Below are 23222 nucleotides of genomic sequence, written 5' to 3'. Positions count from 1 at the left end.
GGCCGCCACCGTCAGGCCATGGACGCCGCGGCGTTGGTGATGATCTCGCACGCGGCGTCGACCGCATGATTCAGGGGAAGGAGTCGCTCGGAGATCCTGCGTGCGGCCGCTTGCACACCCGGGTCGGTCAGCGCCGACAGGTCGGCAGCGGTCATTCGACTCAGGCGATTCCCGGTACCGGCACCGCACCGGCGTAGTGCGGCAGCCCAGATCGGTTGATCGGCACTGAACCATCCGACCGTCGACGGAATACCCGCCCGCAGAACCGAACCCGTTGTCCCGGCACCACCGTGGTGCACCGCCGCGCGGCAATGCGGAAGCAGTGCTTCGTGATCCACCGTTCCGGATACTCGGAACAAGCGCGAATCCGCCACCGGGAGATCCAGATCGGTGTGGGCGATCACGCGTAGACCGTGATCGAGCAGGGTGGTCACAACGAACTCCATCCGATCCCCGGGCGCTCGCATGCTGCCGAAACCGACATAGACCGGCGGCGGCCCCGAGCAGGCGAAACCGATGGCCGCATCGGTCCGGTCCAGGCCGTCGTTGATCGCCGCACGGATCTCCTTGTCCGGGCACAGGAATCCGACGAAGGGCCGCTGCGGTCCCCACTCGTGTGGCAGGTCGGAGAACAGGGCCGGGTCGTACACCTGGACCTCGGGGATGCCGTCCTCACGCAGACGTCTGCTGAACGGTCGCCGATCCGGCGGCAGCCCCAGACGTGCGCGCAGGCGGCGGTCGGCGCCGCGGGTCGAGAGCCACATGATCCGGTCGGCGAGCGTCCACACCATGCGTGAGACCGCTCGCGGCACAGTGCGATACGTCGGCGACACCGACCCGGAGACACGCACCGGGCAGTAGTGCAGCGGCACGAAGGCGATCCCGCGGCTCTCGGCGACGGTCGCGGCCCGGTCCTGCGCGAGCAGACCGGTGACGAGGACGTCCGCATCGTCGGCGAGCTCGGCCATCACCCGCTCGGACTGGTCCACCCCGTACGCGCTGACCTCACGCAACGCCCGGAAACGGGTACGCGGATTCAGCGACTTGAGGTCGTTGCGGATCAGTGGACTGGCGAGCAGATCCGCCGTCGATGGACAGAGTTCGGTGGTCGGAATCGCCGTTCGCGCAAACGGTTCCACCAGATCGGCCGCCACGGCCAGCCGCACCGAATGGCCACGCCGCACCAATTCGGCGGCCACCGCGGCCGCCGGTTGGACGTCGCCGCGGCTGCCGTGCAGCGCGAAGGCGATTCTCATTCGCCCCACTCGCTCGCCTCGAGTTCCCATCGCTTCAACTCGGCGCGCACCAGGACCGCCAGGGCGGCGTCATCGGCGGCCAGCCGCGGATCGAGCGACGTCACCGCCAACCCGATCGCGCGCGGACCGACGCCGAACCATCCGCTCACGCCGCCACCGAAGTCGGCCGTGCCCGCCGGCCGACCGGTGAAGGCGCGCACCGCGATCTCGGCGTCGAGTCCGCTTCCCAGACTGCAGAATTCGGGCGACAACTCGCCGAGGTTGGAGGCCAGGCACATCGGCGTCGAGCCGTTGGCGGCCAGGCGTCGCACCGGTCGGTCGCCGAGCGCCTGGGCAACCTGCGAGAGGTGGCCCATGGTGGACGTGCCGGTGTGCACGCTGCGGTAGGCCTCCTTGCAGGCCGCCCGGATCGCGGTGAGATCGTGGTAGCGGTCGTCGGATACCCGGATCTGCGCGGTTGTCCCGGTGGTGGCGTTGGCCCGACGGTCCCCATCGGGGTGCATCGACACCGGAATCGACACGGGAACAACGTCATCGGGTCCAACGATGCCGGCCTCGGCGAGCAGTCCGACCATGATCGCGACGAACAACGCGTTCGCGCTGCCCTGCGCACGGGCAAACGCACGCGCGTAGTCGTCGGCGGGGATGCTCAGCAGGATTCCGCAGGGGTCCTCCGCGATGAGTCCCGGTGGTCGCACCGGACCGGTGGGGGTGGGCCCGCGCCGGGACCCCACCGTACCGGCGATGAGCCGACCCGCGGCCCGCGCGGCCCGCGCGGCGGTCCGCACACCGTCGACGACGTCGTCGAGTGCACCCACCCGCTCGGTGGTGACGGCGTAATCGGTTCCGAGAACGGCTTCTTCGACCGCCGTCACCATCGACCAGCCGTCGGCGACGGCGTGCGCGGCGATCAGCGAGACGAAGGTCGTTCGTCGGTCCGCCGAGTACGCGGCGGTCAGTCGCCACGCCGGTCCGGCGACGCTGTCGACCCCGCGCTCGGCCTGCCGTCGTGCCCACGCCACGGCGTCACCCTCGGCGACGGGCTCGTCCTCGAAATGGGTCATCCCGGCCGCCGGTGTGTAGTGCCAGCGGTCGCGGACCGGGGGTGGACGGCGTCGTGCCAGGCGGGACAGCCGCCCGTACCGCAGTCGGGTTGCCAGGGCGGACAACACATCCGGATCGAGACGTCCGTCGAATCGCCACAACCCCTGGTTGATGACACCGAGTCCGAGAGCGTGTTCCATGCGGATGAACAGGTCGTCGTCGGTGCCCAGACGCTCGGGGCCCAGACGCTCGGAGCTGGGGCGTTCGGTGGTAGGACGTCGGGTGTCCTTGTCGTGGTTGGTCATAGGCGTGTGAGGTAGGCGCGCAGGGTGGCGGGGGCGAAGATCACCAGGATCACGCAACAGCCGAGGAGGGTCCATCCGACATCCGCGGTGAACTGCCCATGATTGGCGAGCGCACGAAACGACGAGATGAGGTGCGAGATCGGGTTGATCTCGGCGATCACCCCGAGCCACCCGGGCATCGTCGAGGTCGGCACAAAGGCGTTGGAGGTGAACGTCATCGGCATGAGGATCAGCATCGAGATGCCCTGGATCGCCGATACCTTGGACAGCAGCACACCCATGAGGGCGAAGATCCAGCTCAACGAGAACGCGGCGAAGACGACGAGGATCACGCCGAGTAGTACGCCGAGCGCGCTGGTCGGTCGATATCCGATGGCCAGACCCACCGCCAGGGACACCGTGGTCGCGATGAGATAGCGCGCCGTGTCGGCGATCAGCAGTCCGGCCAGGGGAGCGATGCGAGCGATCGGCATCGACACGATCCGGTCGAAGACACCGCTGTCGATGTCTTCGCGCAGTTGGGTTCCGGTGACGATGGACGTCGTCACCGACACCGACACCAACACACCGGGAACCAAGAGCTGCAGGTAATTCCCGACGCCACCGGCGACCGCACCGCCGAAGATGTTGGCGAACATGACGGTGAAGACGATCGGTACGACGACGACGTCGATGAGGCCCTGCGGCGAGTGGCGCATCCGCAGGAAACCCCGCCGCGCCAGGGCGAGGATCTGCCGTAGCGCCTGCGTGAGCGGCACTTGATCGAGCGGGGTGATCGGCCATTCGATCCCGGCCGCCGGGGTCGGTGCCACGTCGATGGCGTCGTCGGTCTCGAAGGTGCGGGCACCCAGCACGTCTTCGGTCATGAGGCGTCCGGCCACGAGATCTCGTTTCCGGCAGCGTCATGTGTCGCCGGGTCGCCGGTGAGGGCGAAGAACACATCGTCGAGTGTCGGGCGCTGAACCGAGAATTCGACGATGCCGACCGACGCGGCCTCCAGATCGGCGACGGCGCGAGCGGCCAGCCCGGGATCGGTGATCGACGCCGACAGCCGTGCCTCGCCGCTGACCTGCGCGACCTCGGTACCCAGGCTGTGCTGCAAGACCCCGGCCGCTCGTGAGAGCTGTGCGGGGTCGGTGATGATCACGTGCAGCGACTTGGTACCGATGCGTTCCTTGAGGGTATCGGCGGTGCCCTCGGCGACGACCCGTCCCGAATCCATCACGACAATCGAATCCGACAGCTTGTCGGCCTCGTCGAGATACTGCGTGGTCAGCAGGACTGTGGTGCCGCCCGAGACAAGCTCACGCACGGCCTGCCACACCTGCGCCCGGGTCGCCGGATCGAGGCCGGTGGTGGGCTCGTCGAGAAACAGCAGCGGGGGCGCGGTGATCAGGGAACACGCCAGATCCAGACGGCGGCGCATTCCGCCGGAATAGCCGGAAACCGCGCGCCTCGCGGCGTGGGAAAGTCCGAATTGTCCGATCAGATCATCGGCGCGAGAACGCGCGCGGGCCTTGCTGAACCCGCGCAACTCGGCGAACAATCGCAGGTTCTCCTCGGCGCTGAGGTCTTCGTCCAAAGACGCATATTGACCGGTCAATGCGATCAGAGAGCGCACCGCGGTGCCCTGCGTCGCCACGTCGCGCCCGAAGATGCGCGCACTGCCCCCGTCGGGACGGAGAAGTGTCGAGAGCATGCGGACGGTGGTGGTCTTACCTGCACCGTTGGTGCCGAGCAGCCCGCAGACCGAACCGGTCGGGACCGACAGGGACACCTCGTCGACCGCGGTGACCCGCCCGAACGTCTTGCGCAGCGACGCGGCCTCGATGGCGGTCGGAGGCAAAACGACCATGCCGGGCTCCTTTCTCCACGCGATTGTGGTTCGTAGCCTACCGAGATCTCGGCGATTCCGTGCCATTCAAAGTCAGCTTTGGTTTGACACCGCGCGCGGTTTCACAGGAATCTCGCAGAAAGACCCACGTGGTTCGACAACGTAATTCATTGATCCGGAGAAAGAAATTGTGACGAAAACCGCGGATTCGGGTTATCTTGAGCGTGCTGGCGGTCTATCTGAGCCACATTTCTCGGTTGTTCACTGTTCGTGAGGTGCTGATTTGTCGGGTGATTCTGGTCGCCGTTCGCGGCGTCGTTTCCGCGTTTACGCGGGTCTTCTGGTTGTCGCTGCGGCGGTGATGACCGGGGTCGTCGGTGACCCGGGGTCGGCCCATGCGGCGCCGCAGAAGGCGACGATCGAACGGATCGCGTCGGAGGGGACCGACCTCACCGCGCTCTATGTGTACTCCCCGGCGATGCGCAAGACGATCAAGGTGCAGGTGCTCACCCCGGCACACGCCGATCGGCCACGTCCGTCGCTGTACCTGCTCAGCGGACTCGGTGAAGAAGATCCGCAGAACAGCATGTGGTTGCGCAAGACCGACGCCCGGCGTTTCTATGCCGACAAGAACGTCAACGTCGTGATGCCGCTGGCGGGCAACGGCAGTCTGTACACCGACTGGGAACGTGACGATCCCAAACTTGGTCGCTACCAATGGGAAACATTCCTGATCGACGAACTGCCACCGCTGATCGACGAAGCATTCAACGGAAACGGGAAACGCGCAATCGCGGGCATCTCGATGGGTGCGGGAGCCGGGTTGGTGCTCGCCGCACGTCATCCGGGTTTCTACCGCGCGGTGGCCTCCTACAGCGGCTGTTACACCACCACTGGCCTGGCCGGACAGGCCTATCCACGGGGTATCGTCACCGCATTCGGCGGAAACCCTGACAACATGTGGGGCCCGCCGAACGATCCCCGATGGGTCGCGCACGATGTGGTGTCGCTGGCCGGCAATCTGCGCGGCACGACCGTCTACATCTCCAGCGGTACCGGGATGCCCGGCAAGTACGACGAGCCGGGGTATCCGGGTAACGATGACCCGGCGAATCGCCAGGTCGTCGGGGGTGGAATCGAATTCGGTACCTACCTGTGTACGCGGGAATTGCAGTCCCGACTCGTCGCCTCGGGTATTCCCGCGACGATTCGATACGTCGATCCCGGAACGCACTCCTGGCCGTACTGGCGCGACCAGCAGAGGCAGAGTTGGCCCACCATTGCTCACGGCCTGAACAGTTGATGCGCTTTCAATAATTGCTCCGTCCCGTTCACACGATCATTACCGGAGGTTTCGATGGAATACACAGAACTCGCCGACTATCGGATTCCCGGCGGTCGGGTGACCGCGTGGGAGCCGACCGCCGACGCCACCGCCTGGCAGCCCGATCCGCGTCGGCTGTCCTACATGCACCTCGAGCACGCGCGTCGTGCCCAGACGATGGGCGACGACTGGTACAGCGAATGGATCGGTACGGCGTTCATGATCGACCGCCCCCTCGATCGACAGGCACTCGCGGCCGCCATCGAGGAGTGGTACCGCAGGCATGAGGCGTTCCGGTCGTCGGTGCGCACCGATGCCGGTACCGGACCCGAGGACGATCTGACCAGGATCACCACCACACCCCAGGCGATCTCGGTCCGTACGAGTGCGCTCGGTGACGCCATGACGGCCGACGAGGCACAAGCCTGCGTCCAGGAGTACTTCGACAGCACCGTGTCACCGCTGCGCTGGCCCCATTGCGTTGCGGTCACCGTCGAACCGGGCGACGACGATCGCTTTCTGCTGATCTTCGCCGCCGACCACACCGTGATGGACGCCTACACACAGGTCTTCGCGATCCGCGAGCTCACCACCCTGTACGAGGCCGCGCTCGACGGGACGCCGCACAATTTGCTGGACTACGGCAGCTACCTCGACTTCGCCGACGCCGAACGCGATCTCGGCGAGCAGATCGATGCCAACAACACCGCGGTCACCCTGTGGCGCGAGTTCTTCGAGACCTCGACGTCGGTCGCACAGCCCGGACCCATGCCGACCTTCCCGCGTTTCGAGGTTCCCGCCGGCCATACCCCGACGATCACCTGCCCCCGCAGCCCCGACGAGGGATACCAGTCGAGCCTGTCGACCTATCTGCTCGACCCGGCCCAGACCAAGGCGTTCGACGCGGTGTGCAAGGCCGCGGGCACCTCGATGGCGGTCGGTGTGTACACGGCGCTGACGATGGCAGGCGCGGCCTGCAGCGGAGCCGACGATCTACGCTTCATCAGTCCCGTCCACACCCGCACCGGTCCCCAGTGGGGTGAGGCGGTGGGTTGGTTCGTCGGTGTGATCCCGATGCACGCCCGATTGGGTGGTGCCACCACATTCGGTGCGGCCCTGCCCGCCGTGGCGGCGAGTGTCGGGCGTTACCGCGACGCCGGCAGCGCCCCGTTCGCCCCGATCGCCGACCTGATCGGCGGCGACGTGACCCCGCCGGGATTCGTCGTCTCCTACATCGACCTGCGACGCGCCGAGGGCGCCGATCAGTGGGACGCCCGCAATGCTCGCGTCCTGCGCAGCGCCACCGCCGACGCCGACGAGGTCTACTTCTGGATCAACCGAATCCCGGACGGCCTCAACGTCTCCGCGCGGTTCACCGCCGGTCCTCAGGGTGCTGCGGTCGAGGCCTTCCTCTCGACGTTCCACGCCATACTGCGCTCGGTGATCGCCGACGGCGACTGCCCGGTCGTCCTCGCCGATGCCTCCGCACTGACCGGCCGGCGCCGGTGACGGTGCGGTTCTCACCACCCGGTGAGCTCGGACCGCTTCTGCGCGAGGCGTTTCCGGGTGGGTCCGTCGTGGAGTGGACCATGCGCTCCCCGGATCGGGCCAGGCTCGGCTCGTCGCCCTCGGGTGCGGGAACCTTCCTGCAGTCCGATCACCTCGCGACCGCTGTCGCCGCTCGTCTGCGCGGCGAACCGCATCGGGCGATCATCGGTTCCCTCACTCGATTCGACGAGCCGCTCGACGCCGAGGCGATGGCGCAGGCGCTCACCGACTTCGTACGCCGTCACGAGGAACTGCGTGCGCATTACGTCGTCGACGAGTCGGGGATCACCCGGGTCGTCGCGCCACCGGATTCGGTCGAGATGATCACCACCGTGCCGGACCCCGACCTCATCGTCGACGATGCGTCGGTCGGCGAATATGCGGCGCAACGCATCACGTCGCTGACCGACTTCGATTCGGTACCCGCCATGGCATTCGGGGCCGCGGCGGGTGAGCGGGGCTTCACGTTCTATGTCGGGGCCGACCATGTCCATGGAGACGGATACTCGGTGTGGCTCGCGCTCGCCGAGATCGTCGCGCTCTACCGGGCACGGGTGCACGGCGAGTCCGCGGATCTGCCGTCGGTCGGCAAGTACGCGGACTTCATCCGGGCCGAGGCGAGGTCGGCCGGGTCGGTCGCCGCCGATGACGACAGCGTCCACACCTGGCGGACGGCGCTGCGGGCCAAGGGCGGTGTTCCGACCTCGCCGCTGGACCTCGGACTCGACGGCGGCACCGCCGCGGTACCGGCGGTCCGCGCCCGCCGCGATCTGATCGACGCCGCCGACGCCGCCCGGATCGACGAGCGACTCGCCGGAACCGGCCAGACCTTCACCGGATGTCTGTACGCGGCAATGGCATCGGCGCAGTTCGCGGTGACCGGTGACCGCCTGTTCTGCACGACGACCGCCCTGGCGACGCGTCCCCCCGGGCACGAACGGACCCAGGGCTGGCTGTGTAATTTCGCCCCGATCTGCTTCGAGGTCGACCCCGACGCCGACTTCGTGTCGCTGATCGGGGTGGCCACCGACGCCGTCCGCCACGCGCGGTCTGCTGCTACCGCACCGGTGGGTGCGGTACTCGGGGTGTTGGCGCAGACCGGTGAGTTGCCGCCGATCACGGGTTCGCCGCAGATGGTGACCTACATCGATCATCGTCGCCTACCAGGGGTCGAGGACCCGACGGTGCGAACCACGGTCGGCTTTCCCGGTGTCGGAAAGACCAAGAACGCCAACCTCTGGGTGAGCCGGATGACCGACTGCGTGACGGTCGAGACGCAGATCCCGGACAACGAGACCGCCCGCAGGAACGTCGGCGCCTACCTCGACGCGATCGCCGAGATCCTGCACGACTTCGCCGCCGGGGCCGAGCGCTCCGCACAGCCCACCGGATCGACCGGGATGACGGCATGAAACTGGCGAGCCTGGAACACTATTCGGTGAATCCGGGACGCTTCGTGCAGTGGGTGCCGGAGACCGGGGCGGCGAGTGGGTCGGCGGTGGCCGGCGCACCGGCCGTCATGGCGGTCTCGGAGAACGAGCGCTTCCATCTCGACTCGGTGCGGGCCGGGCATCTGGGCTGGATGACCCTCGTCATCGATTTACCCCGATCGGTGCCCCGGGAACTGCTGCGGCGCATGGCATCGGAGGTGATGTCACGCCACGACGCGCTGCGTAGTCATTTCGTCGCCGGGGATGACTATGTGCGCCATCACCATCGGGACGTCCCGGCGGTGGTCGACGACGAGATCGATGCGCGTCATTGGGACCCGCAGGCACTCACCGACGAGGTCCTGCGACGGACCGCATCGGCGTGCAATCCGCTCCGTCCCGGCGGGCATTTCTTCTCCGCCGTCTGCCGGCCGGATTCGACGACGGTGATCTGTGCCTTCGACCACGCCTACGTCGACGCGCGGTCGTTGACGGTCATCGCCGCCGACATCACCGATGTTCTCGCCGCACGCCCCCTGCGACCTGTCACATCGGGTCTCGACGAGGTGCGCGCACACATTCGACAGCCGGCGGTGCCGGCCGACGATCCGCGTCTGGCCGGGTGGGAACGCTATCTCGAGCAGTCCGACTGGCAGATACCGGATTTCCCGTTGGATCTCGGTGTCGGCCCGGGGGAGCGCAAGCCGATGCGCACCGCGATGCGCACGCTGGTGTCCGCCGACGACGCCCCCGAACTCGGTGCCGGTATCCGGCGCCACGGCGGCCGGACGCTCTCGGCATTGCTGACCGCCATCGGAGTGGCCGTCCATCGGTCCGGAGGCCCGGAGGAGATGTCGACGATCATCCCGGCCGGACCCCAGACGGACCGCCGCTTCGTCGGCTGGGTCGTCGACAACATCCCGATGCGTGTTGCATGTGGTGGTGATCCGTTGGAGCTCAGCCGGATCAACGCGCGTCGGCTGGCCGAGGCGACACCGTTGGCCGAGATCGGATTGACCCCGGTCTATCAGACCTTCGGAGATCGGTTGCGCCGCAGCCGCGACGATGTGTTCATGCTGTCCTACGTGGACTACACCCGTTGGTACACACCGGACGACGGCGTCGAGGTCCGTCAGCTCTCCGGTGATCACGACACCGACAATGCGCAGTGGTGGCTGTGGCGCGACGAGAGCGGCATCCATGTGCGTGTTCGCTATCCCGACACCGATCAGGCCGAGAAGATCATCGACGCCGTTCTGTCCGAGACGGTTTCGGTGATCGGCGAAATCGTCGACCGCGTCTCCATGCCTGGCTCGCAGGCGCACGGCATGACGTGAGGCCTCGCACCGGCGTCATCGCTCAGCGGATGTCGATCGCCTGACCCGTCGACTCCGCCAGGTCGGCTCGCCCGCCCCGGTGGTCGGCGGCGTACCACGCCGAGTTCCCACGAATGCCCAGATGCCGTACCCGGCGCTGGGAGGTGCGGACGATCGCGCGTGGTGCGAGGGCCACCGCGGACTTCGGTGCGACCTTGCGTACACGTTGTTGCAACTCCCAGTCCTCGGAAACCTGCTCGAGAGGCAGCCGCGGATACCCGCCTGCGGTCAGGTAGACCTCGGTGTCGAAGGCGCAGTTCGGGCCGACAACCCCGAAAGTCCGCTGCGCATACGGAGGTTCGTGTCGGGTCCGCCACTTCTGTTGCAGGTGTCCGACTCGCCACAGCAGGCCGAGCAGGTCGTAGGGAACCGGTGAGTACGGTTCGTCGTGGCGTGCCCGTAATCGGCCGCCGACGAGTCGCCGGCCGGCCAGCAGCGGCTGGAGCAGCTCGTGCAGCCACGTCGGATCGGGGACCGAATCCGAATCCGTCCGGGCGACGAACACCGCGCCGGTGTCGATGGCGTGCCGTACGCCGGTGTCGACGGCCGACCCGAGCCCCTTCTGCGTCTCGGTGATCAGCTCGAACGGCCGGCGGGTGCCCTCGGCGATGAACTTCTCGACCACCTCCGCGGTGGCGTCGGTGCTGCTGTTGTCGATGACGATGACCCGAAAACCGCTCAGCAGCCGACGTTGCAGCACGGTGTCGAAACGTTGGGCGTCGAGCGCGCGCAGCGTCGAGGTGATCAGACGCTGCTCGTTGTAGGCCGGCACAATCACAGCCACGCGGGGCTCAGCGGACATCGGCGGCGAGGTCGGTGGAACTGCGGTCACCCGAATACCATTCGAGCAGGCCCTTGATCCCGAACGCTTGTTGGCGGCGTTGCGAGGTGTAGACCAGGGCATTCTTCTGCAAGGCGATTCCCTTGGGGCCCACCAGCGACCGCACACGACTCTGCAACACGGTGTCGTCGTCGACGTCCTCCATCCGCGTCCGCGGGAAGCCTCCGGATTCGAGGTACATCTCGACGTCGATGGCCATGTTGTTGCCCACCACCGCATAACTGCGGCGGGCGACGGCCGGTCCGCGGGCGGTCCGCAGGTACTCCACGGCATGACCGACCCGCCAGAGCTTGCCGACCGCGTTGAACAGGAACGGTGAGACGTCTTCGTCGTCACGGGCTTTCACCCGGCCACCGACGAGCCGTTTCCCGGCGAACAGCGGGATCAGCAGGGTGGCGAGCCAGTCCGGCGCCGGATGCGAGTCGGCGTCGGTGCGTGCGATGTAGCGAGCTCCGGAAGCGATGGCGTGACGCGCGCCGGTGTCGGCCGCACAGCCCGAACCCTTTTCGGTTTCGGAGATCAATTCGGTGGGGAACCGGGTTCCGGCCTCGATGAACTCACGGACGAGGTCCGGTGTGCGATCGGTGCTGTTGTTGTCGACCACGACGACACGGAATCCGTGCAGAATCTCGCGATGCAGTGGGGCGTCGAACTCCTGATTCTGCAGGGCCTGCAGGGTGTCGACGATGAGGCGTTCCTCGTTGTATGCGGGGATGATCACCGCGACTGCGGGCGTCGAGGGGGAGAGGTGGTCGGCTGTGGAATCGAATTCGTCGGCCATGGACGAAAGTCTATGTGCCCTTTCGCGTCGTGGCCACCGAGCGTCAGGGACCAGGGATGGATTGGCGCGTGCCGTAATCCACCGGGAGATCCTTGACCCCGTTGAGCCAGCCCGATCGGACCCGCCGCATCGGCCCGATCCGCGAGATGTCGGGCAGCACGTCGGCGATGGCGTCGAAGATGAGGTTCAGCTCGAGGCGGGCGAGGTTGGCTCCGATGCAGAAATGTGCCCCGTTCCCGCCGAACGCGAGATGGGGATTGGGGTCACGAAGAATGTCGAAGGTGAACGGGTCGGAAAAGACGTCCTCGTCGTAATTGGCCGAGCTGTAGAACAGTCCGACCCGCTGTCCTGCGGTGACCGCGACGCCACCGAGTTCGGTGTCGGCGAGGGCGGTTCGCTGGAAGGCGTTGACCGGCGTCGACCAGCGCAGGATCTCATCGACCGCCGAAGCGGGCCGTTCACGGCGAAAGAGCTCCCACTGGGCGGGATGATCGAGAAACGCATTCATTCCGTGCGTGGTGGCATTTCGGGTGGTTTCGTTCCCGGCGGTGATCAGCAGAATGACGAAGAACCCGAACTCCATCTCGTCAAGGGCCTCGCCGTCGATGTCGGCCTGCACCAGGGTGGTGACGATGTCCTCGCGCGGGTTGTGTCGCCGATCCTCGGCCATCTGGTATGCGTAACCCAGCAATTCGGCGTTCGCCGTGGTGGGATCGATCAGCTGATCCGGATCGTCGGAATTGATGATGGCGTCGACGAGTTCGTGAATCCTCGGACGATCGGCGGTGGGCACACCGATGAGGTCGAGGATGGCCTGCAGCGGGAGGTGGACGGCGACGTCGTCGACGAAGTTCCCGCAATGGCGTTCCGCGGCCTCGGCAACCACCCGGCGTGCCGACTCCTTCAACGTGTCGGTCAGCGCACCAACGGATTTCGGCGTGAAGATGCGCGAGACGATCTTGCGTAGTCGGGTGTGCGACGGCGGATCGTGGTTGATGAGAAGGGCTTTGGTGAACTCGATCTGATCGGCCGTCACATACTCGGGGAGTCGGATGATCGCGCCGTTGGCGTTGGTGGACCACAGCGCGTGATTGCGGGAGACCTCGCGGACGTGTGCGTGCTTCGAGACCACCCAGAATCCGCCGTCGTGGAATCCGCCGCCCTTTCCCTCCTCCTGGGCGTTCCACCACACCGGCGCAGTGCGGCGCAGATGTGCGAACTCGGCGAGGGGCACGCCACGTTCGAGGAGGTCCGGGTCGGTGAAGTCGATACCCGGGTCGAACGGACGGGTCGATGTGGTCTGCATCACCACACCATACACCAGAAGAATATCTGTATGGTCGTTCATCTCGGGCTCGGTCGCCGATTAGGCTGAAGCCTCATGACGCGCGAGTGCCCGGTGAGGGCGATCGACCACGGGGCACGCTGATGCGTACGCACGGTTGGGCCGGCGCGGTGCCCGCCACCGACGAGGAGGCCGTCGCGCGCATTCTCGCGGCCACGCGTGAGGTCATCGACGAGCAGGGAGAGGCCACCCGTCTGGCCGACGTTGCGCGACGGCTCGGCGTGACCCGTCAGACGGTGTATCGCTACTTTCCGAGCACCGAGGCACTGCTCTCGGCGACAGCCATCGACGCCGTCGGAGCGTTCCTGGACCGCATCGCCGACCGCCTGGTGGGGCTCACCGAGCCGGATGTGGCCGTGATCGAGGGTGTTTCGGCGGTCCTGGAGGTGCTCGCCGACGACCGCTACATGGGTATCCTGCTGTTGCCCGGGCACCAGAGCCTGCCGGTGATCGGACAGATCACCTCGGAGAACGCCCGCGTGTTCGCGCGCAGCATGATCGAGCGGATGGACGTCGACTGGACCGCGCGCGGTTACCGCGACGAGGACATCGAGATCCTCGTCGAAATCGTCTTGCGCACACTGCAATCACTGATCATCGATCCCGACCACGGGTACTCGGCCTCTGATCGCCGAGTGTTCCTCGACCGCTGGTTGGGCTCGGCGATCCGTGCGCTCGCGAGTGGGGGTCGGTGAGCCTGCCGACGGTCGTGGAGGCGGTGTCAGTCAGTGGCGGGCTCGCAGATGACCACCGGGATCTCACGCTCGGTCCAGGCGTCGTAGGTGTCGAAATCGGCATACACATCAACGAGTTTCGGCCACAGGCGCGCGCGTTCGGCCTCATCGGCGGTGCGGGCCCGCAACTCGTGGCGATCGCGCCCGACCTCGATGGTCACCGCCGAATCGGCGCGCAGGTTGAGATACCACGCCGGATGGTGCGCCAGTCCGCCCTGTGAGGCCACCACGACGAAGTTCTCACCGTCGCGCAGATAGAGCAACGGTGCGGTTCGGGGCTTGCCCGTCTTGCGGCCGGTCGTGGTCAACAGACACACCGGAACCGGCTTGTGCAGCGCCGCCCCGACTCGCCACGTGTTGCCCAGTCGACCACCCGTGGCCCGGTAGACCATCGTGTTGAGCCGCGAGCCCACCTTGATCAGTCGCGCGACAACGGGTGAATCGAGCTGGCGCGGACGATTGTTCGCGTCCACGGGTTCAGATGCGTTCCAGGATGGTGCCGGTGGCCATTGCGCCGCCGGCACACATCGTGATCAGGGTGGTCTGTGTGTCGGTGCGTTCGAGTTCGTGCAGGGCGGTGGTGATGAGCCGGGAACCGGTGCTGCCCACCGGATGTCCGAGCGCGATCGCACCGCCGTTGACGTTGACTTTGTCCATGTCGGCGCCGTGCACCTGAGCCCAGCTGAGCACCACCGAGGCGAACGCCTCGTTGATCTCGACGAGATCGATGTCCGACAACGACATTCCGGCCTTGCTCAGTACTCGTTCGGTGGCCTGGACCGGACCGTCGAGATGGTAGTGCGGCTCGGCGCCGACGAGCGCCTGGGCGCGCAACCGAGCCCGGGGGGTGAGTCCCAATTCTTTTGCGCGACCCTCGTCCATCAGCAGGATCGCCGCGGCGCCGTCGGAGATCTGCGACGAGGTCCCGGCGGTGTGGATGCCGCCCTCGATCACCGGCTTGAGGCCGGCCAGCGACTCCGCGGTCGTCTCGCGCAGCCCCTGATCGCGGACCACGTCGAGGATGTTGCCGGTGAGTTCACCGTCCTTGGTGCGCTCGGGTGCCTTGAGGGCGAGCACCTCTCGGTCGAAACGTCCTTCGTCCCAGGCGATTCGAGCAAGCTGCTGACTCCGCAGGCCGAGCGCCTCGATGTCGGCGCGGGTGATGCCGCGTCGGCGCGCGATGCGTTCGGCGGCCTCGAACTGGTTGGGCAGGTCGATGTGCCACGAATCGGCATGGTAGGGGCCGGCATTCGTCCCGACGTTGGCACCGAGTGGTACCTGGGTCATCGTCTCCACGCCGCAGGCGATGCCGACTTCGATCGTGTCGGTCGCGATCAGCCCGGCGATCAGGTGGTTGGCCTGCTGCGCCGACCCGCACTGACAGTCGATCGTCGTCGCGCCGGTGTGTTCGGGCAGGCCCGCCGACAGCCAGGCCTTGCGGGTGATGTTGCCGGCCTGGGCGCCGGCCTGGGTGACACAGCCACCGATCGCCTGCTCGACCAGGGCGGGGTCGATGCCCGCCCGCTCGATGAGGCCGCGCTGGGTCATCCCGAGAAGTTCCTCGGCGTGCAGACCCGACAGCCAGCCGGCGCGCTTTCCGATCGGCGTCCGCACTGCTTCCACGATCACCGGAACACCCATGGTGGTTCCTCTCCTACGAGGTTCGCTGCCGTCTGATGACCGGCACTGTCCTGCTCAAATTAGAACATGTTCTCGTTTGCGTCCAGCCTCGGGCTCGATATGGCAGGGCCGGTGGGGCAGAGAAGGGATGAAAGCGGCAGTTTCCTGGACATCGGTCCAGAAAAGTCGAAGTGGGACGGTCGCCCAACACTCCAATCGCGGCGCGGACTGGGGCGACCGTCCAGAAAAAAGTAGAACAGGTTCTCGTGAAGCCTTCGATTCTTGTGTACCGTGGATCACACAAGTGAGACCGAAATCCGTTCTCATCTCACTACAGGTAACGACAGGTGGTGTGACAGTGGTCAAGACCGTCAACGTTTCCGCGGGGGAGTCGCCGAGCGGGGCGACGTCGTCAACGGAAGACGCGGGCAGCAGCCCGTTCATGGCGCAGGAGGGATGGGATTTCACCAGCCCCGACCTGCTCGAACAGGGAATCCCGGTCCAGGAGTTCGCAGCCCTGCGTTCGACGGCTCCGGTGTGGTGGAACGCGCAGCGCGAGGGCAAGGGCGGCGGATTCCACGACGGCGGCTACTGGGTGATCTCCAAACACGCCCACGTCCGCGAGATCTCCAAGAACAACGCCGACTGGTCGACGGCGTCCAACGGCGTCATCATGCGTTTCGACGACGAGATGACCCAGGAGCAACTCGACGTCACCAAGGCGCTGCTGATCAACCACGATCCGCCGGATCACACGCGGCTGCGCAAGCTGGTGTCGAAGGCCTTCACGCCGCGCGCCGTGCAAGCGCTCGAGGACAAGCTCGACGGCGCGGCGCGGACGATCGTCACCCACGCGGCCGAACAGGGCACCGGCGACTTCGTTCACGATGTCGCCGTCGACCTCCCGTTGCTGGCCATCGCCGATCTGCTCGGTGTGCCCGAGGAGGACCGGGTCAAGCTCTTCAACTGGTCGAACAACATGATGAACTACGACGACCCGGAGTTCGGCGAGGACCCGCAGATGGCGTCGGCCGAAATCCTCGGCTACGGCTACAACATGGCCGAGGCACGCCGCAAGAATCCGGTCGACGACATCGTCAGCGTGCTGGTCAATGCCGACCTCGACGGCCAGTCGCTCGACGAGGCCGAGTTCGGCTTCTTCTTCATCCTGCTGACCGTCGCCGGTAACGAGACCACGCGCAACGCGATCAGCCACGGCATGAACGCCTTCCTCGAACACCCCGATCAGTGGGAGCTGTTCAAGCGGGAGCGGCCGGCCACCGCGGTCGACGAGATCGTCCGCTGGGCCACGCCGGTCAACTGCTTCCAGCGCACCGCCAAACGCGACACCCAGGTCGGCGGCGTCGACATCGCCGAGGGCGAGCGCGTCGGGCTGTTCTACGGCTCCGCGAACTACGACGACGAGGTCTTCGAGAGGCCCTACGAGTTCAACATCCTGCGAGATCCCAACCCGCACGTCGGTTTCGGCGGCAACGGTGCGCACTTCTGCGTCGGCGCGAACCTGGCGCGGATGGAGATCAACCTGATGTTCAACGCGCTCGCCGACCTGGTGCCCGACATCAGCAGGCTCGAGGCACCGCGTCGCCTACGGCACGGCTGGATCAACGGGGTCAAGGAGCTCCGGGTCGACTACGGGACGAAATGACCCACTCCGAAACCGCACCGGCGTATCTGAACATCGATCGGGAGAACCATCCGGCGGTACTCGCCGGACGGCGCTCGCGTGAGTTCGTCGAGGCCAGGGACAAGCAGGCCTGGGTGGACAATTTCGCCACCGACGCGAAGGTCGAGGACCCGGTGGGGCCGTCGATGTTCGACGCCGAGGGCATCGGATTCACTGGGCACCAACGGATCTCGGAGTTTTGGGATCTCTCGATCGCGACCACCGAGAGCATCGAGTTCGTCTTCGACGACGAGATCATCTGCGGCAACGAGGTCGCCTACGTGGGCAAGATCGTCACCCACGTCGCCGGTCACGTCTCCGAAGCCCACGGGGTGTTCACCTACCGCGCCGATGAGAACGGGAAACTCTCTGCGCTGCGGGCATTCTGGGAGGTCGAGAAGACGATTAACTCGGTGCGTCCGGCGTAGCGGTCCCTCTCACCCGCGCGACGGGCACGAACCACGAAAAGTAGGGGAAGAATCTTCTTCCCCTACTTTTTCGTTCTTCCCCGCGAAATTTCCTGCGGAGGAACGGATTTCTTCGGGAAGAAGCGCCAGGATACCGGTCGAGAGGCGATTATCCACAGCTGTGGATGAGCCTGACCACGCCGGCTCGTTCTCAGGCATGCTCATCCCCATGAATTCCGACGACCGTCTGATCCTGCGGCGTGATGCGATCAAACGAGGTGCGATCGACGCCGAGATCGCGCGTGGTCTACGCGAAGGGACTCTTGCGCGTGTGGGGTGGGTACGTCCCGGTGACAGGTGACTGTGAGCTCGATGAGTTTGCGGTTCGTGAAGAGCGGTATCGCGATTCGGTCCTCGCGGCGGTTCGGATCGGCGGGGAACGGCGTTACCCGAGCCATCAGTCGGCGGCGGCGCTTCTGGGCATTCCGTTGCTGGACAGCGATACCTCGAAGGTTCATTTCACCTCGAAAGCCTCAGGCCGAACCACGCAGAGTCTGATCGTTCACCAAGCCCACATCACTCCGGCCGATCTCGTCGAGGCCAACGGAATCGTCGTGACGTCGATCGCGCGTACCGTCTGTGACGTCGCGCGGGAAGGCACTTTTCGGCAAGCATTGTGCGCTCTCGACTCCGGGCTCTACCAGGGCCGTAAACGTGGTATATCCGTCGACCTCGAAGGTGTCGCAGCGGGTATGCGGCGACAGCACGGAGTTGCGTTGCTGCGCAGCGCCCTGCCTTTGGCCGACGATCGATCCGAGAGCATCGGCGAGTCGCTCAGCCGCGGTGTCATGATGGAGTCGAAGTCGGTGCCACGGCCTGAGCTCCAGGCGGAGGTCGTCGTCGCCGACGGCTCGGTGAAACGCTGCGATTTCGGGTGGCGCGACTCGCATGGACGTTTGCTGGTCGTCGGGGAGTTCGACGGCAGGTTCAAGTATCACCGTGCCTCGGCGGCCAGTGGGCATCGGCTTGCCGAAGACGTCATCTACGCGGAGAAGCTGCGCGAGGACGCGATCCGTGAGTGCGGGATCGTTGTGGTGCGGTGGACGTGGCAGGATCTGCGCGACCCCGACGCCTTCGTCCGCAAGATCCTCGGGGCTCTCCGCCGCGCAGGAATCGTTGGCTGACCTGTTCTTCCCCAAGAAACCCATTCCTCCCCTGACAATTTCCAGGGGAACAACGAAACCCTTGGGGAAGAACCCGAGCCGAGTCAGTGCTGGGGTTTGTCGGCCCCCACCAGCCACATCGAGAAGTATTGCGAGCCACCGCCATACGCGTGGCCGAGGGCTTTGCGGGCGTCGGGAACCTGGTGTGCTCCGGCTTTGCCCATCACCTGGATCGCGGCCTCGGCGAAGCGGATCATGCCCGACGCGCCGATCGGATTCGACGACAGCACGCCGCCGGAGGCGTTGAGCGGGATGCGCCCACCGATCTCGGTCTCGCCGGCCTCGGTCAGCTTCCAGCCCTGGTTCTCCGGCGCGAAACCCAGGTTCTCCAACCACATCGGCTCGAACCATGAGAAGGGCACATAGATCTCGGCGGCGTCGATCTCCTCGACGGGGTTGTCGATGCCGCCGGCCTTCCACAGTGCCGCGGCGGCATCCCGACCGGCCTGTGGGCTGACGACGTTGCGGTGCGCGAAGGCCAACGGCTCGGTGCGCATCGCGGTCGCGTGAATCCATGCGACCGGAGTTCCCTGTGCCACAGCGTCATCAGCGATCTGCTCGTCGCCGATCACCACGGCGCATGCCCCGTCCGACGACGGGCACGTCTCGTCGTAACGGATCGGGTCCCAGAGCATCTGCGACGCCATGACCGACTCGGTGGTGATGTCGGGCTGATGCAGGTGTGCCAGCGGATTGAGGGCGCCGTTGCGACGGTCCTTGGCCGCGACCATCGCACCGATGTGCTCGGGCGCACCGGACTGCCGGATGTAGGCGCGCACGTGAGGGGCGAAGAATCCGCCCGCGCCTGCGCCCACCGGCTTGGTGAACGGCACCGGAATCGACAACGCCCACATGGCATTCGACTCCGACTGCTTCTCCCACGCAACGGCCAGCACCCGACGGTGCACCCCGGCGAACACCAGCGACGCCGCGACATTGGCGGTGGAACCGCCGACCGAACCCGCGGTGTGCACCCGGATCAGTCGTTTGCCGACGGCGCCGAGCGCTTCCGCCATCGCCAGCTCCGGCATCATGGTGCCCTCGAAGAGATCCGGGGCCTTGCCGATGACGACGGCGTCGATCTCGTCGATCGAGACCTTCGCGTCGGCCAGTGCCGCGTCGATCGCCTCCCGGCACATCCCAGCCATCGTCACGTCGTGCCGTTTGGCGACATAGTGGGTCTGGCCGGTGCCCAGAACCGCCGCCCGGTTGTTGTGTGCCATCAGTTCTCGTCTCCCGCGGTGTCGGCGCCCAAGGTGACCACCATGTTCTGTTGCAGCAGTGGACCGCTCGTCGCGTGCGCGAGCGCGGTCTGCGCGTTGCCTCCGAGGATCTCGTTGGCGGCGTAGCCGATCCGCTGCAATCCGGCCGAGAACAGAGAGTTCCCGACGAGGACACCGCCCGACGGATTGATGCGCACCGACTCCGGCAGGCGTAACGCGTTGCGCACGATCAGCTCTTGATGGGTGTAGGGGGCCGCGATCTCGGCGACGTCGACGGCGCGGCTCCGCTCGCCGAACGCGGTATCGCCGGCCAGGGTCGTCGACGGCGACACCGTCAGGTCCCGCGCGCCGAAATTCGGGGTGTCGATGCGATGATCCCACCCGGTGATGAACGCGGGATTGGCCACCAGCTCACGTGCCCGACGCTCGGAGGCGATGATGACCGCTGCTGCGGCATCGGTGTAGGGCGCGATGTCTTGGGCGCGCAAGGGATTCGCGACGTAGTCGGCACCCAGGAGGTCGTCCACCGAGGCGCCGGTGGTACGGGCGGCCACCGCTGCCATGTCGGCCTCGGTCCACGCTCCGGCATCGAGTCCCGCGCGGGCCTGCAATGCGGCGAGCGACCGGGCCTGTGGCCACAGCGGTGCCACCGTGTACGGGTCGGTCTGCAGCGCCAGGGTCAGATCCATGTCGCCGGCCGTCGATTTGCCGAAGCCGTAGGCCAGGGCCAGATCGACCTCGCCGGTGGCGATCTTCACCCAGGCCTCGTAGAGGGCCCACGCCGCGTCCATCTCGACGTGCGACTCGTTGATGGGCGGCATCGCACCGATCGAGTCGATGGCCGAGATGAACGAGAAAGCGCGTCCGGCAAGGTAATCCGACGATCCACTGCACCAGAATCCGATGTCGGTCCGGTTGATGCCGAGTTCGGCGTAGAGCTTGGAGAAACACGGGATCAGCATCTCCACGCCATTGGTGGTGCCGTGGGTCCCGACGACATTCGGGCTGTGGGCGAACCCGACGATCGCGATCCGGGGGAGGGTCATGACGACATGTCCTTTGTGATGGGCGAGAAAGTGCTGGGGCTCAGAGGAATTCGCGGTAGGAGGCGTAGTCGGCGTCGGGCTCGCCGGTCGGCCGGAAGTGGCTGATGCTGCCCAACGAGAGTTCACGCTCGTCCTCGGGGACCCACACTGCCTGCACGCGCATCCCCATGCGGACCTCGTCGGCCGGGCAGTCGAGGATCAGGTGCAGGAACGGGATGTCGGTGCCGTCGAGCAGCACGTAGGCGGCCACGTACGGCGGCTTGATGCGTTGTCCCTGAAAGGGGACGTTGACGATGCAGAAGGTGGTGACGGTACCGGTGTCGGCCAACTCGACCCGCTCCACCGCGCGTGCCCCGTCCGACGGGCTGACCTTACGCGGCGGGAAGTACACCCGACCGGCGTCGACGCCCGAACCGATCCGGGAGCCATAGAGCTTGCCGGCCTTGAGTCCCTCCAGGTACCAGGATTCCTCCTCGGTGGCCGAGTGGGTGATCGTGGTGGTGATCGGGGTCGTGATGACGACCCGCTCGCCGGCGTCGACCTCGGCGGTATTCGGTTCCGCCGGTGTTGCGATCTCCCCCGGGGCGAAATGGCTGATGTCGTCGATCCGGCCGGTCCGCGCGGCGCGCCACACGGCGTGCACGCGCAGCCCCGTCGCCACGTCGTCGGGTGACTCCACCCGCAGGGCGTGCAGCAGAGCGGTGTCGGCGCCGTCGAGACGGATCAGCGCCCAGGCGAACGGCACGTCGAGCGGTTGGGGTTCGGCGGGTTGGTCGACCCACGTCCACGAGACGACGGTGCCGATGGTCGCGACGTCGACGAGATCGGTGGTCGGGGCACCGGATCCGGGATCGAACTCGACCGGGGGCACCGAGACGGTTCCGTCCGCGGCGCGTGAGCCGACGATCCGGCCGTCGCGCAGACCGAGCGCGAACTGCGACAGCACCGGACCCGGCGACCGGGTGTACCCGAAGGTGTTGGTCAGCGGTGCGGTGAGGACGGGGGTCTCGGGTTCGGGAACGACCGCCACCGGGTCTGGGACTCCGGGACGGTCACTGGTTGCGATGCTGCTCACACAGTCGAGTAGAACACGTTCTAGTATTGGGCACAAGACGCACGCCGGCACGCCGAGGATCGACAACCCCGAGAGGACGGCATCGACCGTGAAACTGGCTTTGCAACTGGGATATTGGGGAGCCGGTCCCATCGCCGGCGCAGCCGAGCTCGTCACGGCCGCCGAGGCCAACGGCTTCGACGCCGTGTTCACCGCCGAATCGTGGGGTTCGGACACCTACACCCCGCTGGCATGGTGGGGATCGGCGACGTCCCGCATCCGACTGGGTACCGCGGTCTCACAGCTGTCCGCCCGACCGCCGACCTCCCTGGCGATGGCCGCGCTGACCCTCGACCACCTCTCCGGCGGCCGCCACATCATCGGACTCGGGGTGTCGGGACCACAGGTCGTGGAGGGCTGGTACGGCGAGCCGTTCGCCAAACCCCTTGCCCGGACCCGCGAATACGTCGAGATCGTCCGCGCGGTGCTGGCGCGCGAGGCGCCGGTGCGCAGCGACGGGCCGCACTACCCGCTGCCGTACCCGGCACACGCACCCGGGTCGACCGGCCTGGGCAAGCCACTCAAGCCGATCACCCATCCGCTGCGCGCCGATATCCCCATCTGGCTCGGTGCCGAGGGCCCTCGCAACGTCGCGCAGACCGCCGAGATCGCCGACGGCTGGCTCGCCATCTTCTACAGTCTCGCCCTGGCCGATCAGTACGAGCAGTGGCTGGCCGACGGCTTTGCGCGACCCGGTGCTCGGCGCACGCGTGAGGAGTTCGAGGTCGCGGCGACGGTACAGGTCGTCATCACCGATGACATCGACGCCGCCGTCGACCGGTATCGTCCGTCGACGGCACTGTACGTCGGCGGAATGGGAGCCGAGCAGAAGAACTTTCACGCCGAGCTGTATACACGGATGGGCTACGGCGACGCCGTCGAAGAGATCGGACGACTGTTTCGTGCTGGCCGTAAGGAGGAGGCGATCGCGGCGGTGCCCGACGAGATGGTCCGCGAAACCCTGATCGCCGGCACCGCCGACGAGGTACGTGCGCAGATCTCCTTGTGGGAGGCCGCCGGGGTCGACATGCTGATGGTCACCGCGCGTGACGTCGCGACCATCGAGACCCTGGCCGGGCTGGTCTGA

General features: G+C 66.6%; 22 protein-coding genes. 10 read left to right on the top strand and 12 right to left on the bottom strand.

Annotated features, from left to right (window positions below; genetic code table 11):
* Positions 1-11: 11 nt before the first annotated feature.
* The 4 genes from J6U32_RS25560 to J6U32_RS25545 are packed head-to-tail and all read right to left on the bottom strand — an operon-like array spanning position 12 to position 4460.
* Positions 12-1256, bottom strand: coding sequence for a glycosyltransferase (locus J6U32_RS25560; protein ID WP_208792711.1), 1245 nt, complete (start codon positions 1254-1256; stop codon positions 12-14).
* Positions 1253-2605, bottom strand: a complete 1353-nt coding sequence (locus tag J6U32_RS25555; protein WP_208792710.1) for a hypothetical protein — start codon at positions 2603-2605, stop codon at positions 1253-1255. Before J6U32_RS25555 ends, J6U32_RS25560 begins: the two co-directional genes overlap by 4 nt.
* Positions 2602-3471: an ABC transporter permease gene (locus J6U32_RS25550; protein ID WP_208792709.1), complete on the bottom strand. Its 870-nt coding sequence runs from the start codon at positions 3469-3471 to the stop codon at positions 2602-2604. The genes J6U32_RS25555 and J6U32_RS25550 overlap by 4 nt, the downstream gene beginning before the upstream one ends.
* Positions 3468-4460, bottom strand: a complete 993-nt coding sequence (locus tag J6U32_RS25545) for an ATP-binding cassette domain-containing protein (protein WP_208792708.1) — start codon at positions 4458-4460, stop codon at positions 3468-3470. The genes J6U32_RS25550 and J6U32_RS25545 overlap by 4 nt, the downstream gene beginning before the upstream one ends.
* 262 nt (positions 4461-4722) lie before the next feature.
* Here J6U32_RS25545 and J6U32_RS25540 point away from each other — a divergent pair, with 262 nt between their 5' ends.
* The 4 genes from J6U32_RS25540 to J6U32_RS25525 all read left to right on the top strand — a co-directional run bounded on the left by J6U32_RS25540 (position 4723) and on the right by J6U32_RS25525 (position 10078).
* Complete coding sequence (locus J6U32_RS25540) at positions 4723-5742, top strand: alpha/beta hydrolase (protein ID WP_208792707.1); 1020 nt, start codon at positions 4723-4725, stop codon at positions 5740-5742.
* 54 nt (positions 5743-5796) lie between these two features.
* A complete protein-coding gene (locus tag J6U32_RS25535) occupies positions 5797-7272 on the top strand; it encodes a condensation domain-containing protein (protein ID WP_208792706.1) in 1476 nt (491 codons plus the stop codon).
* 80 nt (positions 7273-7352) lie between these two features.
* A complete protein-coding gene (locus tag J6U32_RS25530; protein ID WP_244332372.1) occupies positions 7353-8723 on the top strand; it encodes a condensation domain-containing protein in 1371 nt (456 codons plus the stop codon).
* Positions 8720-10078 carry a condensation protein gene (locus J6U32_RS25525; protein ID WP_208792704.1) on the top strand — a complete coding sequence of 453 codons (1359 nt, stop codon included), beginning with the start codon at positions 8720-8722 and terminating at the stop codon, positions 10076-10078. Before J6U32_RS25530 ends, J6U32_RS25525 begins: the two co-directional genes overlap by 4 nt.
* Positions 10079-10100: 22 nt before the next feature.
* Here the strand turns inward: J6U32_RS25525 and J6U32_RS25520 are convergent, their stop codons facing one another.
* Genes J6U32_RS25520 through J6U32_RS25510 form a run of 3 tightly spaced genes read right to left on the bottom strand, consistent with a single transcriptional unit; the run spans position 10101 to position 13045 of the window.
* Entirely contained in the window at positions 10101-10901 is an 801-nt protein-coding gene (locus J6U32_RS25520) for a glycosyltransferase (protein WP_208792703.1), read from the bottom strand.
* A 7-nt stretch (positions 10902-10908) separates the two neighbouring features.
* Complete coding sequence (locus J6U32_RS25515) at positions 10909-11739, bottom strand: glycosyltransferase (RefSeq protein ID WP_208792702.1); 831 nt, start codon at positions 11737-11739, stop codon at positions 10909-10911.
* 43 nt (positions 11740-11782) lie between these two features.
* Positions 11783-13045, bottom strand: coding sequence for a cytochrome P450 (locus J6U32_RS25510; protein WP_208792701.1), 1263 nt, complete (start codon positions 13043-13045; stop codon positions 11783-11785).
* A 122-nt stretch (positions 13046-13167) separates the two neighbouring features.
* Between J6U32_RS25510 and J6U32_RS25505 the strand changes: the two genes are divergently transcribed.
* Positions 13168-13779: a TetR/AcrR family transcriptional regulator gene (locus tag J6U32_RS25505; protein ID WP_208792700.1), complete on the top strand. Its 612-nt coding sequence runs from the start codon at positions 13168-13170 to the stop codon at positions 13777-13779.
* A gap of 26 nt (positions 13780-13805) precedes the next feature.
* On the opposite strand, the gene J6U32_RS25500 is transcribed toward J6U32_RS25505, so the two are convergent.
* Both J6U32_RS25500 and J6U32_RS25495 read right to left on the bottom strand, forming a co-directional pair.
* A complete protein-coding gene (locus J6U32_RS25500; RefSeq protein ID WP_208792699.1) occupies positions 13806-14291 on the bottom strand; it encodes a nitroreductase family deazaflavin-dependent oxidoreductase in 486 nt (161 codons plus the stop codon).
* Positions 14292-14295: 4 nt separating this feature from the next.
* Complete coding sequence (locus J6U32_RS25495; protein ID WP_208792698.1) at positions 14296-15459, bottom strand: steroid 3-ketoacyl-CoA thiolase; 1164 nt, start codon at positions 15457-15459, stop codon at positions 14296-14298.
* 337 nt (positions 15460-15796) lie between these two features.
* On the opposite strand from J6U32_RS25495, the gene J6U32_RS25490 reads away from it, so the two are divergent.
* The 4 genes from J6U32_RS25490 (at position 15797) to J6U32_RS25480 (ending at position 18713) form a co-directional block, all read left to right on the top strand.
* Entirely contained in the window at positions 15797-17104 is a 1308-nt protein-coding gene (locus J6U32_RS25490; RefSeq protein WP_425324161.1) for a cytochrome P450, read from the top strand.
* Positions 17101-17550, top strand: coding sequence for a nuclear transport factor 2 family protein (locus J6U32_RS25485; protein WP_208792697.1), 450 nt, complete (start codon positions 17101-17103; stop codon positions 17548-17550). The genes J6U32_RS25490 and J6U32_RS25485 overlap by 4 nt, the downstream gene beginning before the upstream one ends.
* Before the next feature lie 208 nt (positions 17551-17758).
* Positions 17759-17890 carry a hypothetical protein gene (locus tag J6U32_RS27690; protein ID WP_280118965.1) on the top strand — a complete coding sequence of 44 codons (132 nt, stop codon included), beginning with the start codon at positions 17759-17761 and terminating at the stop codon, positions 17888-17890.
* Positions 17880-18713, top strand: coding sequence for a hypothetical protein (locus tag J6U32_RS25480; RefSeq protein WP_244332370.1), 834 nt, complete (start codon positions 17880-17882; stop codon positions 18711-18713). The genes J6U32_RS27690 and J6U32_RS25480 overlap by 11 nt, the downstream gene beginning before the upstream one ends.
* An 83-nt stretch (positions 18714-18796) precedes the next feature.
* Here the strand turns inward: J6U32_RS25480 and J6U32_RS25475 are convergent, their stop codons facing one another.
* From J6U32_RS25475 to J6U32_RS25465, 3 genes are read right to left on the bottom strand one after another with little or no spacing between them, the layout of a single operon-like run.
* Positions 18797-19975 (bottom strand): thiolase domain-containing protein, encoded by a 1179-nt coding sequence (locus J6U32_RS25475; protein ID WP_079930806.1) that lies wholly within the window; start codon positions 19973-19975, stop codon positions 18797-18799.
* Complete coding sequence (locus J6U32_RS25470; RefSeq protein ID WP_208792696.1) at positions 19975-21021, bottom strand: thiolase domain-containing protein; 1047 nt, start codon at positions 21019-21021, stop codon at positions 19975-19977. The genes J6U32_RS25475 and J6U32_RS25470 overlap by 1 nt, the downstream gene beginning before the upstream one ends.
* Positions 21022-21061: 40 nt before the next feature.
* Positions 21062-22051: a Zn-ribbon domain-containing OB-fold protein gene (locus J6U32_RS25465; protein ID WP_208796333.1), complete on the bottom strand. Its 990-nt coding sequence runs from the start codon at positions 22049-22051 to the stop codon at positions 21062-21064.
* 133 nt (positions 22052-22184) lie between these two features.
* On the opposite strand from J6U32_RS25465, the gene J6U32_RS25460 reads away from it, so the two are divergent.
* Entirely contained in the window at positions 22185-23222 is a 1038-nt protein-coding gene (locus J6U32_RS25460) for an LLM class F420-dependent oxidoreductase (RefSeq protein ID WP_208792695.1), read from the top strand.

The sequence above is a fragment of the Gordonia polyisoprenivorans genome, from assembly GCF_017654315.1.
Lineage (GTDB): Bacteria > Actinomycetota > Actinomycetes > Mycobacteriales > Mycobacteriaceae > Gordonia > Gordonia polyisoprenivorans_A.
Note: the sequence above shows the minus strand (reverse complement) of the source record. Positions and strands in the feature narration are given on the sequence as shown.